The 19,499-nt window shown below is 24.4% G+C and carries 14 protein-coding genes and 1 riboswitch; of the genes, 13 read left to right on the top strand and 1 reads right to left on the bottom strand.

The genetic code is table 11. From position 1 onward, the window contains the following. Positions 1-108: 108 nt before the first annotated feature. The 11 genes from BGI42_RS13275 to BGI42_RS13225 all read left to right on the top strand — a co-directional run bounded on the left by BGI42_RS13275 (position 109) and on the right by BGI42_RS13225 (position 14,191). A complete protein-coding gene (locus tag BGI42_RS13275; RefSeq protein ID WP_069680756.1) occupies positions 109-1,800 on the top strand; it encodes a GspE/PulE family protein in 1,692 nt (563 codons plus the stop codon). Positions 1,801-2,071: 271 nt separating this feature from the next. Beyond that, the gene (locus tag BGI42_RS13270) at positions 2,072-3,253 is read left to right on the top strand and encodes a type II secretion system F family protein (protein ID WP_069681092.1); all 1,182 of its coding nucleotides are present in this window, start codon (positions 2,072-2,074) and stop codon (positions 3,251-3,253) included. Between the two features lie 19 nt (positions 3,254-3,272). Further along, on the top strand, positions 3,273-3,692 hold the full coding sequence (locus tag BGI42_RS13265; protein WP_069680755.1) for a prepilin-type N-terminal cleavage/methylation domain-containing protein: 420 nt from the start codon (positions 3,273-3,275) through the stop codon (positions 3,690-3,692). Between the two features lie 195 nt (positions 3,693-3,887). Continuing rightward, positions 3,888-4,346, top strand: a complete 459-nt coding sequence (locus BGI42_RS16545; RefSeq protein WP_069680754.1) for a prepilin-type N-terminal cleavage/methylation domain-containing protein — start codon at positions 3,888-3,890, stop codon at positions 4,344-4,346. 202 nt (positions 4,347-4,548) lie between these two features. Beyond that, positions 4,549-5,712, top strand: coding sequence for a pilus assembly protein PilM (pilM, locus tag BGI42_RS13255; protein WP_069680753.1), 1,164 nt, complete (start codon positions 4,549-4,551; stop codon positions 5,710-5,712). A 15-nt stretch (positions 5,713-5,727) separates the two neighbouring features. Beyond that, positions 5,728-6,288, top strand: a complete 561-nt coding sequence (locus tag BGI42_RS13250) for a PilN domain-containing protein (RefSeq protein WP_069680752.1) — start codon at positions 5,728-5,730, stop codon at positions 6,286-6,288. A gap of 160 nt (positions 6,289-6,448) precedes the next feature. Further along, complete coding sequence (locus tag BGI42_RS13245) at positions 6,449-7,702, top strand: pilus assembly protein PilO (RefSeq protein WP_069680751.1); 1,254 nt, start codon at positions 6,449-6,451, stop codon at positions 7,700-7,702. Positions 7,703-7,711: 9 nt separating this feature from the next. Then, entirely contained in the window at positions 7,712-8,659 is a 948-nt protein-coding gene (locus BGI42_RS13240) for a type IV pilus modification PilV family protein (RefSeq protein WP_069680750.1), read from the top strand. Positions 8,660-8,670: 11 nt separating this feature from the next. Further along, positions 8,671-11,133 carry a pilus assembly PilX N-terminal domain-containing protein gene (locus BGI42_RS13235; protein WP_069680749.1) on the top strand — a complete coding sequence of 821 codons (2,463 nt, stop codon included), beginning with the start codon at positions 8,671-8,673 and terminating at the stop codon, positions 11,131-11,133. Positions 11,134-11,149: 16 nt separating this feature from the next. Then, complete coding sequence (locus tag BGI42_RS13230) at positions 11,150-11,695, top strand: PilW family protein (RefSeq protein ID WP_105165931.1); 546 nt, start codon at positions 11,150-11,152, stop codon at positions 11,693-11,695. Between the two features lie 57 nt (positions 11,696-11,752). Further along, positions 11,753-14,191, top strand: coding sequence for a vWA domain-containing protein (locus BGI42_RS13225; protein ID WP_069680748.1), 2,439 nt, complete (start codon positions 11,753-11,755; stop codon positions 14,189-14,191). 175 nt (positions 14,192-14,366) lie between these two features. Here the strand turns inward: BGI42_RS13225 and BGI42_RS13220 are convergent, their stop codons facing one another. After that, positions 14,367-15,551 (bottom strand): pyridoxal phosphate-dependent aminotransferase, encoded by a 1,185-nt coding sequence (locus BGI42_RS13220; protein WP_069680747.1) that lies wholly within the window; start codon positions 15,549-15,551, stop codon positions 14,367-14,369. A gap of 462 nt (positions 15,552-16,013) precedes the next feature. On the opposite strand from BGI42_RS13220, the gene BGI42_RS13215 reads away from it, so the two are divergent. Further along, complete coding sequence (locus BGI42_RS13215) at positions 16,014-16,781, top strand: peptidoglycan recognition protein family protein (RefSeq protein WP_069680746.1); 768 nt, start codon at positions 16,014-16,016, stop codon at positions 16,779-16,781. 942 nt (positions 16,782-17,723) lie between these two features. Beyond that, positions 17,724-17,891: riboswitch (Lysine riboswitch) on the top strand. 225 nt (positions 17,892-18,116) lie between these two features. Beyond that, positions 18,117-19,412: a diaminopimelate decarboxylase gene (lysA, locus tag BGI42_RS13210; protein WP_069680745.1), complete on the top strand. Its 1,296-nt coding sequence runs from the start codon at positions 18,117-18,119 to the stop codon at positions 19,410-19,412. The last annotated feature ends 87 nt before the right edge of the window (positions 19,413-19,499 follow it).

The following is a 19,499-nucleotide window of genomic DNA, read 5'->3' as shown; positions in this document are numbered from 1 at the left end:
CAAAATAAACTAGTATACTAACTAGTTATTCATTCGAATTTGCCTAAGATTATTAAAAATTTATTTATATTATATTAGATAAAATTAGAAAAGAGTGGTGAAGATTTTATGGCTATTGAAAAGAAAAGACTAGGTAATATTTTAGTTAATGCAGGAAAAATAAATAGTTATCAATTACAAGAGGCTTTAAAATCACAAAAAATTCTTGGAAAGAAATTAGGCGAAATATTAGTAGAAAGCAATATTATTACAGAAGAAGATATTTTAGAATCTGTTGAACAACAAACAGGTATAAAAAAAATAGATTTAAACACAATAACTTTTGATAAGAAAGCAATATCTATAATACCTAAGAATTTATGTAATAAATATTTATTGATACCATTTGGATTTGATAAGAATAAAATAAAAGTAGCTATGGCAGATCCACTTAATATTTTTGCAATAGATGATGTTGCAATATCAACAGGATTTGAAATAGAAACTTTCATATCTAAAAAGAATGATATAAAAAAGTTTATAGAAATATACTACAGTAGTCAACAAGTTAGTATAGCCGCTCAACAATTAGCTAAGGAAAGTTCTCAGTTAAAGAAAAAAAATTTTATAAACATAGAAGAAATAGATGATGTAAAAAATGCTCCTGTAGTGAAAATGGTTGAATATTTATTTAAAAATTCAATAGAAATGAATGCATCAGACATACATATAGAACCATTTGAAAATGAAATAAGAATCAGATATAGAATAGATGGACAACTTCAAACTGTAAATGTGTTAAATATAGATAGTTTAGCACCATTAATAACTAGAATAAAAATTCTTGCAGGATTAAATATAGCAGAGAAAAGGATACCTCAAGATGGAAGAATAATGACAACAATAGAGAATAAGGATGTAGATTTTAGAGTTTCAATATTACCTGTAGTATATGGAGAAAAAGTAGTTATAAGGATATTAAATACATCAAGCTACAATGTAAGTAAAGAACAATTAGGAATAAATGAAAGAAATCTAAAAAAAATAGATAGAATAATATCTAATCCATATGGAATAGTTTTAGTTACGGGACCAACAGGAAGTGGAAAATCAACAACGTTATATAGTATTTTAAATGAATTAAATTCTAATAATGTAAATATAGTTACAGTAGAAGACCCAGTTGAATATACTCTTAAAGGAGTTAATCAAGTTAATGTAAATACAAGGTCAGGCTTAACATTTGCAAATGGACTTAGAAGTATATTAAGGCAAGATCCAGATATAATTATGATAGGTGAAATCAGAGATAATGAAACTGCTGAAATAGCTATAAAAGCAGCTATTACAGGACATTTAGTATTAAGTACACTTCATACCAATAATGCACCTTCATCAATAATAAGGCTTATAGATATGGGTGTAAAACCATATTTAGTTTCTACTTCAATTGTAGGAATAATAGCTCAGCGGTTAGTGAGAAAGATATGTAATAAATGTAAGGTATCTTATGAAGCAAATAAATATGAAAAAGAGATATTAGGAGTAGATGCTTCTGAAAAATTAATTTTATATAAGGGTGATGGGTGTGGATATTGCAATAGTACAGGCTATTTAGGGAGAATTGGTGTATATGAAATTATGGAAATGACAAGGGAACATAGAGAAGCTATTAATGCTGGTGCAAATTTTGATATTTTAAGAGATATATCATTAAAAAATGGTATGACAACATTAGGAATAGAATGTATAGATTTAGTTATAAAAGGTATAACCACAATAACAGAGCTTGCAACAATAACACTTATAAAAGAATACTAAGGATATATAGATATTTAATTGAGAATTGATAGTTGAGAGTTGAGAGTTAAGAGTTAAGGAAAAAATTTTTGTAGAATTTAAAATATATATCTTTAGAGAGTCTTTAAGACTTTTAACTAAAACTTTTAATTCTACATTATTTAATTTTTAACTTGAAAAGTGTGGAACAAGTTAATTTTAAACTTTTTATATATTTATATTTGAATTAATTAATATCTTGATTGTAATTTTAGGGGGCATAGATAGAGTGGGGATTTATAAGTATAGAGCTATGAATACAGATAATGAAAAAATTGAAGGTACTCGTGAAGCTGATTCTAAGAATGAAGTTATAGAATTTATTTCATCTAATGGATATTATCCATTATTAGTAGAAGAAATAATCGAAAGTAAGAAGATACAATTTAAGATTAATAATAAAGTTAAGTTTAAAGATCTTTCAATATTTTGTAGGCAATTCTATACTATGTTAGATGCAGGAGTACCAATACTTACATGCTTAGAAATTTTAACCAATCAAGCTACTAATATAAAGCTTAAGGAAACTTTAAAAGAGGTTCAAGGAGATGTTGAAAAAGGAGGAATACTTTCTGATGCTATGAAAAAGCATAAGTCAGTTTTCCCTAATCTTTTAGTAAGTTTAATTGCAGCAGGAGAAGCAAGTGGTAGTTTAGATGTGATAATGCTTAGAATGTCTAATCATTATGAAAAAGAGAATAAAGTAAATAATAAAGTAAAAAATGCAATGATATATCCAATAATATTAGGATTAATAGCAATAGGTATAGTTATTTTTATATTAACTTATATTATGCCTATATTTACCGACATGTTTAGTGAAAATGGAGTAAATTTACCATTGAGTACTAAGTTTTTACTTTGGTTAAGTAGCTCATTAAAAGAAAATTTTTTTATGATATTAATTGCAATAATAGGAATTATTGTTGCAATTAAATATATTTTAAAAACAGAAAAGGGCTTAATTGTATTAAGCAAATTAAAGCTCAAACTACCAGTCATTAGAAAACTTAATGAAATGATTATAGTGTCTAGATTTACAAGAACTTTATCAACATTACTTTCAAGTGGATTACCATTAGTTCAGGCTTTAGATATAGTTATGGGGGTAATTGATAATAAAATAGCTAAAGATGCAATAGCAAAAGTTAAAGAATTAGTAGTAAAAGGAGAAACATTAAATTCTTCACTAAAAGAAACAGGAGTATTTCCACAAATGTTGTATTCTATGATTAAAATTGGTGAAGAAACAGGAGCTTTAGATGATATATTAAATAAAACTGCTGATTTTTATGATGAAGAGCTTGAAACAACAATTCAAACTACAGTTTCTTTAATGGAGCCTGCTTTAATAGTTATAATGGGTCTTGTAATAGGATTTATAATAATTTCAATAATGATTCCAATGTTTGATAGTTATAGTAAAATTCAATAACTTATAAGGGGGATTTTTTATGAACAAATTATCAATCAAATCACTAAAAAATAAAAAGAAAAAGGGCTTTACATTAGTAGAACTTATTATTGTAGTTGCAATAATAGGAATATTAGCAGGGATAGCTATTCCTAAATTTGGACAAGTAACTAAGGATGCAAATATAAAAGCAGATATTGCTAATGCTAAAAATCTTCATGGAATAGCAGCACAATTGATTGCAGAAAATGTTGAAATACCAAAGGATGGAGATGTTACTGGTTTAGTAACTAAAAGAATAGATGGAGAAAAACTTCCTAATCCTAAAGCAGTTTCAGGAGAGTTTGTTGTTACAATTGATGATAAGGATAATATAGTAGTTGAGGCAGCAGGTAAGGAAGTTTATCCTGATTATGAGAAATATGGGAAGACAGCTAATAAAGATGAAAGTAATGATTAAAACTCACAAAATCAGGTGTAATATGGAGAAAAAATTAATAATTAAATAATAATAATTAAGTGTAAAGTTTTTAAGTAGGCTTTACACTTTCTAATATTTAAATTATACACGTTATATTTCGATTAATTTTTAATAAATATTATTAATTTTTGAATACAAGATAATTTTAAACAATAGTTAAAGGGGTATATAAAAATGTTTAGTAATAAATTATTAAAATTGAAATCAAAAAAAAGAGATGGATTTACGTTAGTAGAACTTATTATTGTAGTTGCAATAATAGGAATATTAGCAGGAATAGCTATTCCTAAATTCGGAAAAATAACTAAAAATGCAAATGTAAAAGCAGACATTGCTAGTGCTAAAACTTTACATGGAATAGCTGCTACATTAATAGCAGATGGAACTATCACAATAAAACCAGATACAGGAAAGTACCCAGATAATGTAACAAAAGCAGTGGAATCTAGACTTGATGGAGAAAAATATCCTAAGGTTAAAGCATTAGATGGATATGAATTTGCAGTAGGGATTTATAGAATGGATGATATAAAGGTATTTGCAACTACTAATAAGACTGGAGATAAGGTAATAGAAGTATATCCATATGGTGAAGGTATATATAAAGATTTTGGTAAAGCAGATAGCAAATAAATAGCAACAAACTTTTTAATTAAATTGTAAAGTATATTTTAACTTTGCAATTTAATATATACATAGTATTAAAAATTAAAGTTATTATTATAAAGTTATTTAAAAGCAAATAATTTTTAATTTTAAATTTAAAGTAGGGATTTTTCAAATTAAATATATTATTCAAACATGATTATTTAATAAGGGAGGAATTTTAAATAAAGTGGTTAAATTAAATTTTGATTTTAGCAAATTAAAAGACATTATGAATATGGATATCAAAGATTTAAGAAATAAATTAATTATAAATAAAAAAAATAAGTCTATTAAAATCAAGAAGGAAAAGAAGAGAAGAGTTGTAGCATTTGATATTGGAAGTACCAACATAAAGATAGCAGAAGGAATGTATTATAAAGGAACATTATCAGTTGAAAAATTAATAGATGTTGCTATATCATCTAAAGCTATTATTGATGGAAGTATTGAAAAAGAAGAAATACTTGTTTCTACTTTGCAAAAAGTATTAACTGACAATGGAATAACTGCAAAGGAAGGAATATGTACCAATAATTCATCTTTAATTATAAATAGAGAAATTCTTATTCCTGATGTAAAAGAAGAAGAGTTAGATACTGTTGTAAGATACGAAATACAACAATATTTACCTATAAATTTAGATGATTATGTATTACAGATGACTATGATAGGTGAAGAATTTTCTGATGATGGTAAAAAATTAGAGGTAAGAGCAATTGCTTATCCAGAAAAAATGGCTAGAGGATATTATGATCTTTTAATTGCTTTAAATTTAAAGCCGCTTGCTTTGGATGTTAATTATAATGCTTTAAATAAATTACTTAACTATATAGATTCAATAAACGAATATGAACTAAGTTTACAAGAGTCGGTTGCCTTTATTGATATGGGTGCTTCTAGTTTAGATGTAAATATATATAATAATGGAACTTTAAAATTTACAAGGATAATAAAAGCTGGTGGAAAGTATATTGATGATATTTTATATGAAAGTATGAATATACCATTAGAAGATATAGAGTATTTTAAAACGCATAATATAGATTTACATGAAAAAGAATTAGATTTTCAAAATAGTATAATTGTAGATACTTTAGATGAATGGATAGATAAAATAGAAAAAATAATACAGTTTTATAAAACAAAAAATTTTGGTGATGATGTTAATAAAATATTTATATACGGTAGAACTTCCAGAATAAAAAATTTAGAAGAATATATAACATCAAGAATTGGGATAGAGACTGTAAAAATAAAAAATATTCCTAAAATAATGAGAGGTTCTAGTATTGATGTTGGTGAAAATATAGATAATTTTATTAATGTTATTGGATCACTTATAAGGTTATAGGGGGTTAGTTTTAATATGAGAGATATAAATTTTTTTGCTCCTTATAAAGGAAAAGATAAAGAAAAAAAGAGTACTTTGCTTTACATTTATGGGGTTATGGGCGTTATCGGTGGTTTAATAATTATAACTTTAATTTTTAATAGTGTTAGGATATTTATTTTAAATAAAAATATATCTTATTATGAAGAACAACTAAATAATTCAGAAATAAAACAAAAATTTTCAGAAGCTGAAAAAATAAATGATAAAATAAGTACTTTAACTAAATATAATGACATATTAGATGATGTAGTAGATAAGATAAATAATAGAAATAATGTTTCAGATTTAATTTTAAACGATGTAAATTCAACAATACCATCTCAAATTTCATTTAAAAACCTACAAATTAGCAATGATATTTTAACAATTCAAGGAATAACATCAAGTAGAGATGCCGTAGGTGAGTTCCAACATAATTTAAGAGAATTATCAATGATGAAAGATGTATTTGTTAATTCTATAGATATTGATGATTCGGTAGAAGGTCAATATTCCTTTGATATTAAATGTGTATTAGCATATAAAAATAAATAATAAGTGAAAGATGCCATGGATATTTTATGAAATACAATGACTTGAGTTCTGCTAATAATTATGCTATTAGTAGGCTCCAAGGAAGAAGTAGTTCACAAAATAAGCTAGTATACTCACTAGTTATTTATTTGGAATGTGCCTTAAAGGAGGTAAATATGAGATGAAGATAAGTAAAAGAGAAAAAATAATGTTATGCATACTTGCAATTATTTTTGTAGGATTTATCTATTATAAATTTTTATATTTAAATCAAATTAAGCAAATAGAAGTGAAAAGTAAAACTAAAAATGAATTAGAACAGAAATATAAAAGTATTGTTAGTACTATAAATTCATTAGATGATAAAAAGAGTCAAATAAAAATATTAAATGCTAAGGTACTAGATAGATCAGTTTCTTTTTATCCAACTATAAGTCAAGAACATTTGATATTAGAATTAGATAAGCTATTAAAAGATAGTGGCTTAGAAGGTGGATTTGTATTTAATAATATAGAAGTTGCAGAAGTACCAGTAATAGAAAAATCTAAAGAAAATTTAAAAGAAGGTACTATTAAACAAATGACTGAAGAATATAATAATGAGATTAATAAAATTATTGAGAAAAATACTTCAACGCTAAGTAGTGATGTTCCTAAAGATAATTCAAAAGAGTCTTTTGATAATGATAAGGGTAATTCAAATAATAATAAAAATAATGTAGAACAAATAAAACTTGAATTGAATTTTTTGGGAAGCTACTCTTCTTTAAATACATTTTTAAATTCTATTAGAAATTATGAAAGAAAAATAATGGTTAATTCTATAACAATATCTGAAAAAACTTTAGATAAAGTAACAGGAACAATTAATTTGGAAGTATATGCTATACCTAAAATAAATGATGATTTAGAAAAATATTTAAATTGGACAGTAAATAATACTTATGGTAAAGCATCTCCTTTTAGCTTAGATGGTGCAGTTGGTGATGTAACTTCAGAATCTGATAATTTAGATAGTGATTTTTTAGTTTCAGTAAAATCAATAACTTCAGAATTACCAAGTATTATAATTGGAAAAAGTAATGATAAATCAAAATCTACTTATGTATATGCAAATAAAAATGATATAGAAGAAGCAGAATTTACAATAACAAAAGTTAACGATAAATACTATTATAAATACAAAACATCAAATGATAGTTATCCATCTAGTTATGATGATATGGGACAAGAATTTAATCCTAGTTCAGACAATATAAATATAAAAATTTTAAGTGAAAATAGAGTTAATTTAGATGATAAATCAGGAATTAAGATAAATATTATAAATAAAACTGATAAATTGGTTAATGTAGAAATAGATAATGATGATTCAAAAAATCAAAGGGTAATAATAAATGGTGATAGTAAAAATATAAGTGTTAATAATAAGTAGGGATGATTTATGAAGAATTTTTATAAGAAATATAAAAAGAATATTTTGAAAATAAATCATAAGAATAAAGGTTTTATGTTAGTAGAAGTAATATTAGCATTCGCAATTTTTGCCATAGTTATGGGTGGAATATATGGGATTGTTTTGTCGGCCATGAAAAATAACAAAGCAGGAGAAGTAAAACAAAAAGCTGCGTTATATGGTCAACAAATATTTGAAGATATAAAAAGTGGACCAATTAAAATTAAAGATAATGTTTATAAAGTAGGAACTTTGAGTTTTTTAGATATTTCTCATGGGAAAAAATTAAAATTTAAAGGTGAAATAGATTTTGGAAATGAATATAAAGGTTATTTAAATATAGAAAGAAATACGTCTATTATTATGGATAAGGATTTAAATGAAGAAAGTATTAATAGTGAAATTAGTAATGACTATAGAATTTACAATTTTAAATTTGATATTAAATCAGAAAGATATAAAGTTATTCTAGAAAACATATCAAATTATAAGAACATTATATTAAATAGTGGAATAGAAGATTTAATACAATTTAAAATAAAAACTATTACAAGAGATAATGAAAAAATAGTTGAAGTATTTGGAGAAAAAAACAATTTAAAACTTAGTAAAAAATTGATTAAAGATGGAGTAATAAAATTAAATTTAAATTTTGATGGATATAAGACTTATGAAAATAATCATAAATATAAGGATGTAAAAATTTATGTATCTAATAAAGATAAGAAAAGCTTATATATATCAATTAATAAACCAGAAGAATTAAATGTAAAATTAGTATGTGAAGAAGGTACAATAAAGCCTTTTATTAATACTATATCAGAAAATTTAAATCAAATTAAATTAGGTGAGTTATATGATGTTACTGTAGAAGTAAAAAATAAAGAAAAAACTGAATTTTTTAGACAAGCTAGTCAAAATATAGATTTTAATTAGGCGGTGATTAAATGAGAAAAAAGAAAAGAGGATCTAGTTTAATTACCGTAGTTATAATTTTTACTATTTTAATTACGGTAGGAACAGCTATGTTATCTATGACAGTTGGAGACTACAAAATGAGAATAAAAGAAAGTAGAAGGGTACAAAATTTGTATGCAGCTGATTCAGGTTTAGATGTTGCATATGATATCATTGTAAAAACTTTTGATGAAGCAGTACAATTTGGAGATTTTAAAGCAAGACAATTAAAGGTAAAAGATAATAGAGTTGGACCTAATGCAGAATTATATGAAAAAGCTGAAAATGAATTAGATAGTAAAATTAAATCTATAGATACAGATCACAAAAATCATAATAATGGTACAGGAAGATGTAAATGTAGTAAAAGAAAGAAAGAGGCTCAAAAGAAATTTGCTGAAGAAGTAAAAAGGCTTACAGAAGCTGAATTTAAAAGATGTTTTAAAGTATTTTTAAAGAGAGATTCTGATGCAGTAAGTGAAAAAGAATATATACCCAAAAGTGTTTTAGGACAATCTATATGTAATAATTCTTATATTAATATGAATTTAGAAGAAAAAGATGTTTCAAATATATTATTAAATAAGAAACAATTTTCTAATAATAAAAAAATAGAATTTAAGGATTCTAATTCTATTCCAAAACTTTTTGTATGCGAAGATAGTAAGGTAAATGAATTAAATAAATTAAGTAAATATGATAGCATATCAAATGATATAAAAGATAATTTTAATGGAATTACTTATAATTTAGATAATAATACATTTAAAGTAAAAGTTACATCAACATTTATTGATAAAGGTAAAAGTAATGAAATTACTAAAAATAATCTTAGAATAGTGCAAGCTATTTTTAAAGTAAAGGTGCCTAATTATGAAGATGTAACCTTTAAGGAAAGTAATATTGTTATTAATCCAGATACTACAAAATATGGACAACTATTAGTTGGTGGAAATATGAAGGTTAAAGGTAATGATTCTGTAAATAAAGTTAATCTAAATATTAATGGAGATATATTTGTTCAGGGTAATAAGGAAATAATTAAAAATAAAGTTTACGATAAATATAAAGGTGGAATAAGTTTAAATAATAGTAATGTTGAGTTTAATGGAGATGTATCTACAGCAAGTACTTTTCTTATTGAAGATAATACTAATGTAAATATTAATGAAAATGATAAACCAACAGAAAAAAGAAAAACAGGTGGAAATTTATATGCACTAAATGTATATGTGGGAAAAGTTGAAAAGGGTAAATATGTAAATGAATTTGGAGGCAACTCAAGTTTAAATATAAATAATGGAAGTGTATTAGTTGATAATGATTTAGCACTTAAAGCTTATAATACTAATATAAAAATTAAGAACTTTTATGGTCTTAATGATAAAAATATTTCAGACAATAATAAAGATTTTTTAAAAAATCCAGTGAGAACCTCTAGTAGTATTATAGTAAATGGAAATAAAAATTCTGGAGTGGAAATTACAGATGAGGCTTATATTATGGGGGTAGCACATATCGATGGGAAAAAAGAACCATATCAGACAGCAGAATCCATATCTATAAAAGGAAATTATATAGCATACGCAACAGATCAAAATAATCCATATAATATAGAAAATTATTATTCAAAAAATATTCAAGAAAAGGATGAAATTTTTACAACTTATTGGAATTGTAGAAAAGAATTAGTAAACACAGGTGGAATTAAATTACCAGATAATAAAAATAGTATTCATACTATTGGGGCAATAGTATATAGAGATAAAGATAATAATCCACATATTGATGAAGGAAGTTACACAATTGATGATAGTACAAAGATAAAGAATAAAAGGCTAGAATATGCTCAAAAAGTATATAATTTAAATCAATCAAAATCACAAGAGGATATTAGTTATTTTCAAAATTTATATAATAATAATGGCAATAATGCTAATCCAGTAGAGAATATAATGAATCTTTATAATATTCCTGAGGATTATGATATAAATAAACAAAAGGAAAAAGCTAAAAAGGCTATATTCAATAATGATTCAAATAAAGTTATAGTAATTAAAAGCAAGGATTTAAACTATGATGAAAATGATTATAAATATTATGATAATGAAGATAAACAAGAAAAAGAGGCAAAAGATAAAATTATTATAGAAGTAAGTAGTGGAGAAGTGTTAGATATATTTATAGCAACAAATAGTAGGGTATATATTGAAGGAAATGTACATTTAAGAGGAAATATAATTACCGAGGATGATTTAATTATTCGAGGAAGTGGACAAAAAAATATAGAATATAATCAAGATATTATAAATAAAATTTATGAAGAAAATATAGAACTATTTAATTTAGTATTTTCTAATAATAAAAATCAAGCTGTTGAAAAAACATTTTTAAATGTAGATTATGATTTAAATAAGTTTTTAGATAATAGATTATGGAAAATAATAAAATGATTTGGAGGTGGATTTAATGTTAAATAAAAAAGAAAAAGGTTTTACATTAGTTGAAACTATATTAGCAATGACTTTAACCATTGTTATATTAGGTATGATATTTCAAATGTTTAATACTAATAAGAAGATCATTTCATATGTAGACATTAAATCCACTTTACAAGCAGAAGGACGAGCTATTCAAGAAAATTTGAGTAAGATAGGAATGGAAGCAAGTAGTATTGATTATATTGAAGATAGTTTAGATTCTGATTATTTAGTTGATGACAAACAACAGAAAAAAGTTAAATTAATAAAATTTACAGTATTAAATGAAGATAGTAGTAGAAGTGAATTTGAAATAAAAAAACAAAAGAATGAACTTTATATAAGTGAATATAGAGTAATAATTATTGATGGAAAAGAAGAAAAAAAGAAAATTTCTACGAAAAAGTTGTCAAGTAATATAAATAAAATCAATATAGAAGTTAAAGAAAATAAATCTGCACAAATGGATTTCACATTGTCTAAGAAAAAAATAGACTATACTGTGAATGTTAAAGTTACATTTAGAAATAGATAAAGTTAAATAGTTTTGATACTTATAACTTTTTATCAGAATAGTTATGGGGGAGATAATGTGACTAAAATTAAAGAGGTATTTATAAACTATTATAAAAAAAGAAAAGAAGCATATAAAGTTTTAAGTATATTTTTAGTGGTTATATTGATAGCTACATTTGTAAATATTAGATTGATTAATGCAAATGCAGATAATTCAATAGGAGATAAGCCATCATTTCAAATTCAAATAGATAAGGCAGACCCTAATCCAGCTTTATTAGGAGAAGATATTTGTATTAAAGGAAAGATAATACCAAAACCATTTGAAATGGAGATAGAGAGGCAAAAAAAAGAAATAGTTTTAGTATTAGATACTTCTGGTAGTATGGATGAAAAAGTTGCAAAAATATGTACTCATAAAAGAGTAAGACATAAGGTAGATGGCCATTATGAATGGCATGGATACTATAAAGTATGGGTAGATCCTTACTATATAGATAACTACTGTGAAGAACATGGCACTGCAGAAGAACATTATTCTTCTTATACAACTAAAATGGCAGAGTTAAAAAAGGCAGCAAACAACTTTATTGATAAAATGAAAGGTATACCTGATTTAAAAATAGGTATAGTAAATTATTCAAGTGAAGCTACAATAAATCCATTTGGATATTATAGATATAAAAATAGTAAAAGTATAGATCAATATTATTCACATGAGGTTCCGGATTATAAATCATTAGGAAAAGAGTTTTTAGATTCTAAAGATAGTAGATTACATGATATGGTGAATAAATTAAAAGCATTAGGAGGAACAAATACAGGTGAGGGATTGAGAAAAGCTGAATATATGTTAGAACAAGGAGATAAAGATGCCAAAAAGACAATTGTATTTATGTCAGATGGATTACCAACTTTTTATTCTGCATATAAAACTAATGAAAAGGTAAAAAAGTATCATTGGGTAAAAAAATATTCTTTGGAATATGGTTATTACTGGAGCAAGGAATATTATTGGGAAAATGAGTATTATTGGGATTATTATACATCAATAGACGACACATATCCTAATTATGCTGGTACAGGAAATTCAGATGATAAAGGTTACTGTAAGGACTATGCAAAAAAGATTGGAGAAATAATTAAAAATAGTAAGAGTAATGTATTTTCAATAGGGTATGGATTAGGTAATGAAAATAGTAAATCTAATAAAATTATGAGGGAAATACATGATTCTATGGGTGGATTAGAAAAAGATTTTTTTGCAACAGATGCAGGTGTAATAAACAATATATTTGATAAAATTGCTGATAAAATAATAGAAAGTTATACTATTGATAATTTAGAAATGGATATGAATTTTAAATCAGAAGATGGTTTTACTCTAAAAGTTGGTGGAAATACAGTAAAACTTAATAATGTTATCTATAAAAAGGTTTCTGAAAATAATGGAAAAATAAGATATGAAGCAAATGAAGTTCCGTTTGAATTTGTTATTAAAGGTAGTAAAGTTGGAGAATATGAAAATATATTTAAAAATTCTAAGGGTGAATTTTTATGGAAAGATAATGTGATATCTATACCAATAATAACATCAGATGATTTTGTAATTAAAATAAGAGCTAATGAATTACCTTATATACAAGTAAAATTAATTAGTGAAGAAAATATAAATTCCAAAAATATAAATGAAGAAATAGAAGTTAAGTATGAAATAATGACTAAGCCATTTAAATATAATATTGATTCACCTTTAACAATTTCTGATGCTCAATTAAACTTTGATTTAGGGGATAATTTTAAATTAATAGAATCTGGAAATCTAGAAAAAATAGATGAAAGTGGAAATAAATATAAAGTTCAATTAGATAAAATTGAGTATGAATTACAAAAAGAAGGTGAGGATCAAGGTCAATGGATTCAAACAAAACCTATAGAAGTTAAATTTAAAATAAAAAAAGCAACAAACTCAGGTTATGGAAAATTAGGTTTTGGTAAAGAAAAGAATAATACAATATTATATACTAATTTTAATGAGAAGAGAATTATAAATAATATAAATACACCTATTGTTAATTTTGAAGGTTTTAGTTTAAGACATGGTATATATAATGGGATAAATAATGATGGAACAGTAAATATAAATACTACTACAAAATCATATCCTAAGGAAGCCAGAATTAATCTAGGAGCTGATTTTATATATAATGGCCAAAGAATAGTTCAATTAAATGTTGATAAAAATATTTACATTGATGGACCAATTAAAATATATAAGTTATATGGAAATAAATTAAATTTATTATATAGTATTGATAAAACAGCAGAACAAAAGAATTATAAAATTGATTTAAATAAATTTGGATTAAATAATGGGGATAAAGTTTTAATTCTATATAATGAGTATGCTCCTAATATATCAGGAACATTTACAAATGCAATACAAGTAGATGCTTCTCCGTCTGTAAATGCTACTATTAATGTTATAGATGAAGAAATACCAGAATTATTTTAAAAAAGTGACTACCCCTTGGTAGTCACTTTAATGCATATTATACATTATTCAATGTCTAGGAAAGTATAGAATTTAAAATATATATTTTTAGAAAGTATTAAAAATCTAAAACCTAAATTCATATTTTAAATTATCCATTCTTAACTAAAAATTGTGGCATAGCCACTTGGCTTTTCTATTTATATAATGCCATTAGTTTATCAAATGCAGATAATGATCTTTCAATTTTTTCATATGATGTACAATATGATATTCTTACATAACCTGAACAGCCAAAGCTTGAACCAGGAACTAATAATAAATTGAATTTCTTAGCATCTTCGCAGAATTTTTTATCATCTTCAATTGGAGTTTTGGGGAATAGATAAAATGCACCTTGAGGTTTTAAACATTCAAATCCTAAATTGATTAAATGATTATATAAAAGGTCTCTATTTCTTTTATATATATTTACATCAACTTCAGTATTTAAAGATTTTCCAATAACTCTTTGGAATAATGATGGTGCATTAACAAATCCTAAGATTCTATTTGCTATGTTTAAAGAACATGCTATATTCTCGAAATCATTCATATCATCATTTATAACAACATATCCAATACGTTCTCCTGGTAATGATAAAGATTTACTATATGAATACCCAATAAATGAATTTTTATAATATTTTAAGATACAAGGTACTTCAACATCATCATAAACAATTTCCCTGTAAGGTTCATCTGATATTAAGTAAATATTAGTATTAAATTCTTTTTGTTTTTCTTCAAGTATAGAAGATAATTTTTTTAATGCTGCATCTGAATATATAACACCAGTTGGATTGTTAGGAGTATTTATTATTACTACTTTTGTTTTAGGTGTTATTTTTTCTCTTAATTCATCCATATTAGGTTCAAATGTAGATGTATCTGGTTTAACAATAACTAATTTTCCATCAAAATTATTAGTGTAATGTTTGTATTCACCAAAATATGGAGCAAAAGTAATAACTTCATCTTCAGGATTTAAAAGGGTTTTTAACATAATGTTTAATCCACCAGCAGCTCCACAAGTCATAACAATATTTTTATTAGAAAGATCTAATTTATATTTATTGTTTAAAAATTTACTTATTTCATCTCTAACATCTTCATAACCAGAATTGTTCATATATCCATGAACAAAGTTTGGAGATTCCTCATTTAATATTTCATTTATTGCATTTTTTATATTTTCAGGAGGTTCAACATTTGGATTTCCAATACTATAGTCAAAGACATTTTCTTCTCCATAAATACTTGCAAGGCGTTTCCCCTCTTCAAACATAGCTCTTATAGCAGAATTATTTGCTACTAAGTTTTTCATTTTGTCTGAAATCATATTTTTCACTCCTTATAAATTTACTCATATAGATATTTTAACATAAAATTTGAAATTGTGTTTAAAATTGTTAAACGAAAAAGAACTTAAGAGTATAATGTATAAAATTGTAGTTAAATAGTTTTAAGCTTAACGTAATCATTTATACTTGTACATAATTTCGAAAAAAAAGAGTTATACTTTAATTAATATTTACAAATTTAATATTATTCTTAACTAAAAAGTCTAAAGTAGATACTTTTTATATATAGAAAAATATAAAAATTTAAGGGATTTAATTAAATACTGATAAGTTGATAAAATCTAAATTAAAAGAAATATTAATTTATCATATTAAAAGTTTATTGAATTTAAGCATAATTATAATTAGAAAGGAGTCACCATATATCCATTATTTGGAAAATAGTTAGAAATGTTTTATAATATATTATGTAAACTATAAGAATAACGGGGGATTATATTATGATAAGTATAACAGGAAAGAATGGATATAAGAATAAATATAAAAAAAAGGTTAGAGATAGAGGTAATTTAGAATCAGGATATAATTTAAGATATAAAGAAATAGAAAAAAATATAAATAAACAATCCTTTAGAAATAAGGCTATAGTTTCATTAGTAATATTAGTAGCACTATCTTTTACAATTGGATATTTAGGAAAATGCAGATATGTAAGGTTCTTAAATGATAACCCTTATTATACAGGAAATAAGATAAAAATAAGTGTATTACAGAGTAAATTGCCTAGTCTAAAAGATGAATTAGGAATAAGAGATATACATTATAATTGGGCTGGAGATCTAGAATATGACAATAATCCAATGTTATTAGTATTTCATCATGCAGCATCTAGTAATTTAACAGCAAATCAAATACATGATATGCATGTGAGAAAAAAATGGTGTGGAATAGGATATCATTTTTATATAAGAAAGGATGGAACAATCTACAGGGGGAGACCCGAAGAAGCAATTGGTGCACATATAAAAGGACAGAATAAAAATACTCTTGGAATATGTATTGAGGGAAATTTAGAAAAAGATGAGCCCACAGAACAGGAAATTGATGCATTAGAAAAGTTATCAACATATCTTATAATAAAATACAATATATCTAAGGTACAAGGGCATGGAGATACTTATGAAACCTTATGTCCAGGAGAAAATTTTCCTATGGAAAATGTGAAAAAAGCAATAATAAATGAAATGCAAGAGTTGTCTAATGATTAAAATGATTATATGAAAAAAGCACTAATTATATATTAAAGATATATTTGGTTGATTAAATAGCTCTAAATCCGTAGTTTAAAAAATATAATATGGAATTTAGAGTTATCTTTATAGTGAAAATGATAGTATAAGTTTTATTTAATTAGTAAAACTATAATATGTATAGTTAAAATAAACAAAATTAATATAAAATATAACAAAAAACTTAAAAATTTTTAAGGACTATTATTTTGTAAAAAAGTTGTGTATAACTTTGTGGATTAAAATCTTTTCAGTACATACGAAAGGTGTTGGCATACCTAATAAACACATAGATGTACACAAAGTGTTGATTAAATAATTACTTGTTGATAAATGTGTGGATAACTAAAAAAATATATTATGCAATGGTATGGATATACAGTATATACCAAATAAAATGTAACTATATATAGAAAAGTGTAAAATTAAATACGATATCATATTATTAAAAAATAATTATATCTATAATAAATATTCTTAATAAATATTTGTTAACAAAATTAACATTGTTGTGGATAAAATATGTGGATAATGTGGATAAGTTGAAAGAAACTTGTAAATACACTAAATTAATAACGGTAAAAATAAACTTATTATATAAACTATAATAATTAATATTCATAGTATTAAAGGCTCCATTGAAGTTTCTTTATTGATTAATTATTTCATATTTGAAAACTGTTAATTATAACAGGGATAAATAAAAAATAAATTTAAATATTAAAAAAATTTATACTTTGCTAATTAAAATTTTATTTTAAAATTAACGAATTTAGTAATTGATTAGTAATTATTTGAAAAAAATTAATAAATTGATAAAGTTAAAAAAAATAGACCCAAAAGTATTGAAATAGATTGAATTTATGATATCATATCTTTAACAAAAATAATAAATTTTAATATAATAAAATATAGAATAAAACCTAAGGTAGAGGTGCTATAATGATGAGTATTTATAAGGAGTCGGCAGATATTGATTTATAAAAAAAGGCATTGTAGCCGAAGAAATAATTTTTATGCGAAAAATTATTTTTGGGGGTGTATAGAATATATACATAACTGTCACTAACGTGGAGAGCTACAAGGTGGAATAGTTGCAATATAATTAGTAAATTTACACTAAAAATATAAATTAATTTATATTTTTATGTTTAATTTATATTAATTATACTAATAATAGTATTAATAAATACTATTTAAAATAACTTTAGCAATAAGCAATGAGCAACAAAAATCCTAATTAAGTAGACTCTACCTGTCGCAGATTAATATCTGTGACTTTTGTTTTTAGACAAATTATTGGAGGGTAGAAAGATGAAATTATTCGGAAATATGGAAATTATAGACAATGAATTAACAATTGGGGGAATTAAAACTACTGATTTAGTAAAGGAGTATTGTACACCTTTATATGTTATGGATGAGGGGTTAATCAGACAAAACTGTAGTGATTATTACAAATATTTTAAATGTGAGGAATCTTTAAACAGAGTTGCATATGCAGGGAAAGCATTTTTGACAATTGAAATGTGTAAAATAATAAATGAAGAAAAGTTATCATTAGATGTTGTATCTGGAGGGGAACTTTTTACAGCTTATAAATCAGGATTTCCCTTAGAAAGGGTAATGTTTCATGGAAATAATAAAACATTAGATGAAATTGACTTTGGAGTTAAGCTAGGTGTTGGAAGATTTGTTGTAGATAATTATTATGAAATGGAATCATTAAATAAAATTGCAGCAAAGTATAATAAAATTCAAAAAATATTTTTAAGAATAACTCCTGGCATTGAAGCCCATACTCATGAATATATAAAAACTGGTCAAATTGATTCTAAGTTTGGATTTCCACCTGTTAATAATATGATAGAAGATGCTGTGAATAAGTCCATGGAGTTTCCTAATATAGAGTTAGTTGGACTACATTGTCATATTGGATCTCAAATATTTGAAATTGAACCATATGAAGATGCAGTAGAAATTATGCTAGATTTAATAAAGAAAATCAAACAAAATACAGGATATTTAATAAAAGAACTAGATTTAGGTGGTGGATTTGGTATATACTATAATAGAGGGGATAAACCAAAAACAACTAAAGAATATTGTGAAGCAATATTAAATAAGGTTGATGAAGTTTGCTCTAGAACAGGTCAATCAAAGCCATCATTAATAATAGAACCAGGTAGAAGTATAGTTGGTAACGCTGGAATAACTTTATATACAGTAGGATCAATAAAAAATATTTCCGGAGTAAGAAAGTATATATCAGTAGATGGTGGAATGTCGGATAATATAAGACCAGCTTTGTATAATGCTAAATATGAATGTATGTTAGCTAACGAAGTTAAGAGAGACCTAGAAGAATTAGTAACTATTTGTGGTAAATGTTGTGAATCAGGAGATATACTATTAAATGATATTAATATTTCTGTACCAAAGTCAAATGATATTTTAGCAGTTATGACAACTGGTGCATACGGATATTCAATGTCTAATAATTATAATAAGATTCCAAGACCACCAGTAGTGATGATAAAAGATAATAAAGCAAGACTTATTTGTAAGAGAGAAACATATGAAGATCTTATAAAAAATGAAATAGTCTAAATTATCTTTAAATAAAATTAGCTTTTTATTAATATTCTTTCCCAAGATAATATATATATCTTAGTGTGTATCAAATTGATTTATTAA

Source organism: Clostridium taeniosporum (assembly GCF_001735765.2).
Lineage (GTDB): Bacteria > Bacillota > Clostridia > Clostridiales > Clostridiaceae > Clostridium > Clostridium taeniosporum.
Note: the sequence above shows the minus strand (reverse complement) of the source record. Positions and strands in the feature narration are given on the sequence as shown.

What these genes read in the sequence shown, in the direction of transcription:
- BGI42_RS13275 (WP_069680756.1), top strand. Translation starts at nt 109, where the DNA reads ATGGCTATTGAAAAGAAAAGACTAGGTAATATTTTAGTTAATGCAGGA.
- BGI42_RS13270 (WP_069681092.1), top strand. Translation starts at nt 2,072, where the DNA reads ATGAATACAGATAATGAAAAAATTGAAGGTACTCGTGAAGCTGATTCT.
- BGI42_RS13265 (WP_069680755.1), top strand. Translation starts at nt 3,273, where the DNA reads ATGAACAAATTATCAATCAAATCACTAAAAAATAAAAAGAAAAAGGGC.
- BGI42_RS16545 (WP_069680754.1), top strand. Translation starts at nt 3,888, where the DNA reads ATGTTTAGTAATAAATTATTAAAATTGAAATCAAAAAAAAGAGATGGA.
- BGI42_RS13250 (WP_069680752.1), top strand. Translation starts at nt 5,728, where the DNA reads ATGAGAGATATAAATTTTTTTGCTCCTTATAAAGGAAAAGATAAAGAA.
- BGI42_RS13245 (WP_069680751.1), top strand. Translation starts at nt 6,449, where the DNA reads ATGAAGATAAGTAAAAGAGAAAAAATAATGTTATGCATACTTGCAATT.
- BGI42_RS13240 (WP_069680750.1), top strand. Translation starts at nt 7,712, where the DNA reads ATGAAGAATTTTTATAAGAAATATAAAAAGAATATTTTGAAAATAAAT.
- BGI42_RS13235 (WP_069680749.1), top strand. Translation starts at nt 8,671, where the DNA reads ATGAGAAAAAAGAAAAGAGGATCTAGTTTAATTACCGTAGTTATAATT.
- BGI42_RS13230 (WP_105165931.1), top strand. Translation starts at nt 11,150, where the DNA reads ATGTTAAATAAAAAAGAAAAAGGTTTTACATTAGTTGAAACTATATTA.
- BGI42_RS13220 (WP_069680747.1), bottom strand. Translation starts at nt 15,551, where the DNA reads ATGATTTCAGACAAAATGAAAAACTTAGTAGCAAATAATTCTGCTATA.
- BGI42_RS13215 (WP_069680746.1), top strand. Translation starts at nt 16,014, where the DNA reads ATGATAAGTATAACAGGAAAGAATGGATATAAGAATAAATATAAAAAA.
- lysA (WP_069680745.1), top strand. Translation starts at nt 18,117, where the DNA reads ATGAAATTATTCGGAAATATGGAAATTATAGACAATGAATTAACAATT.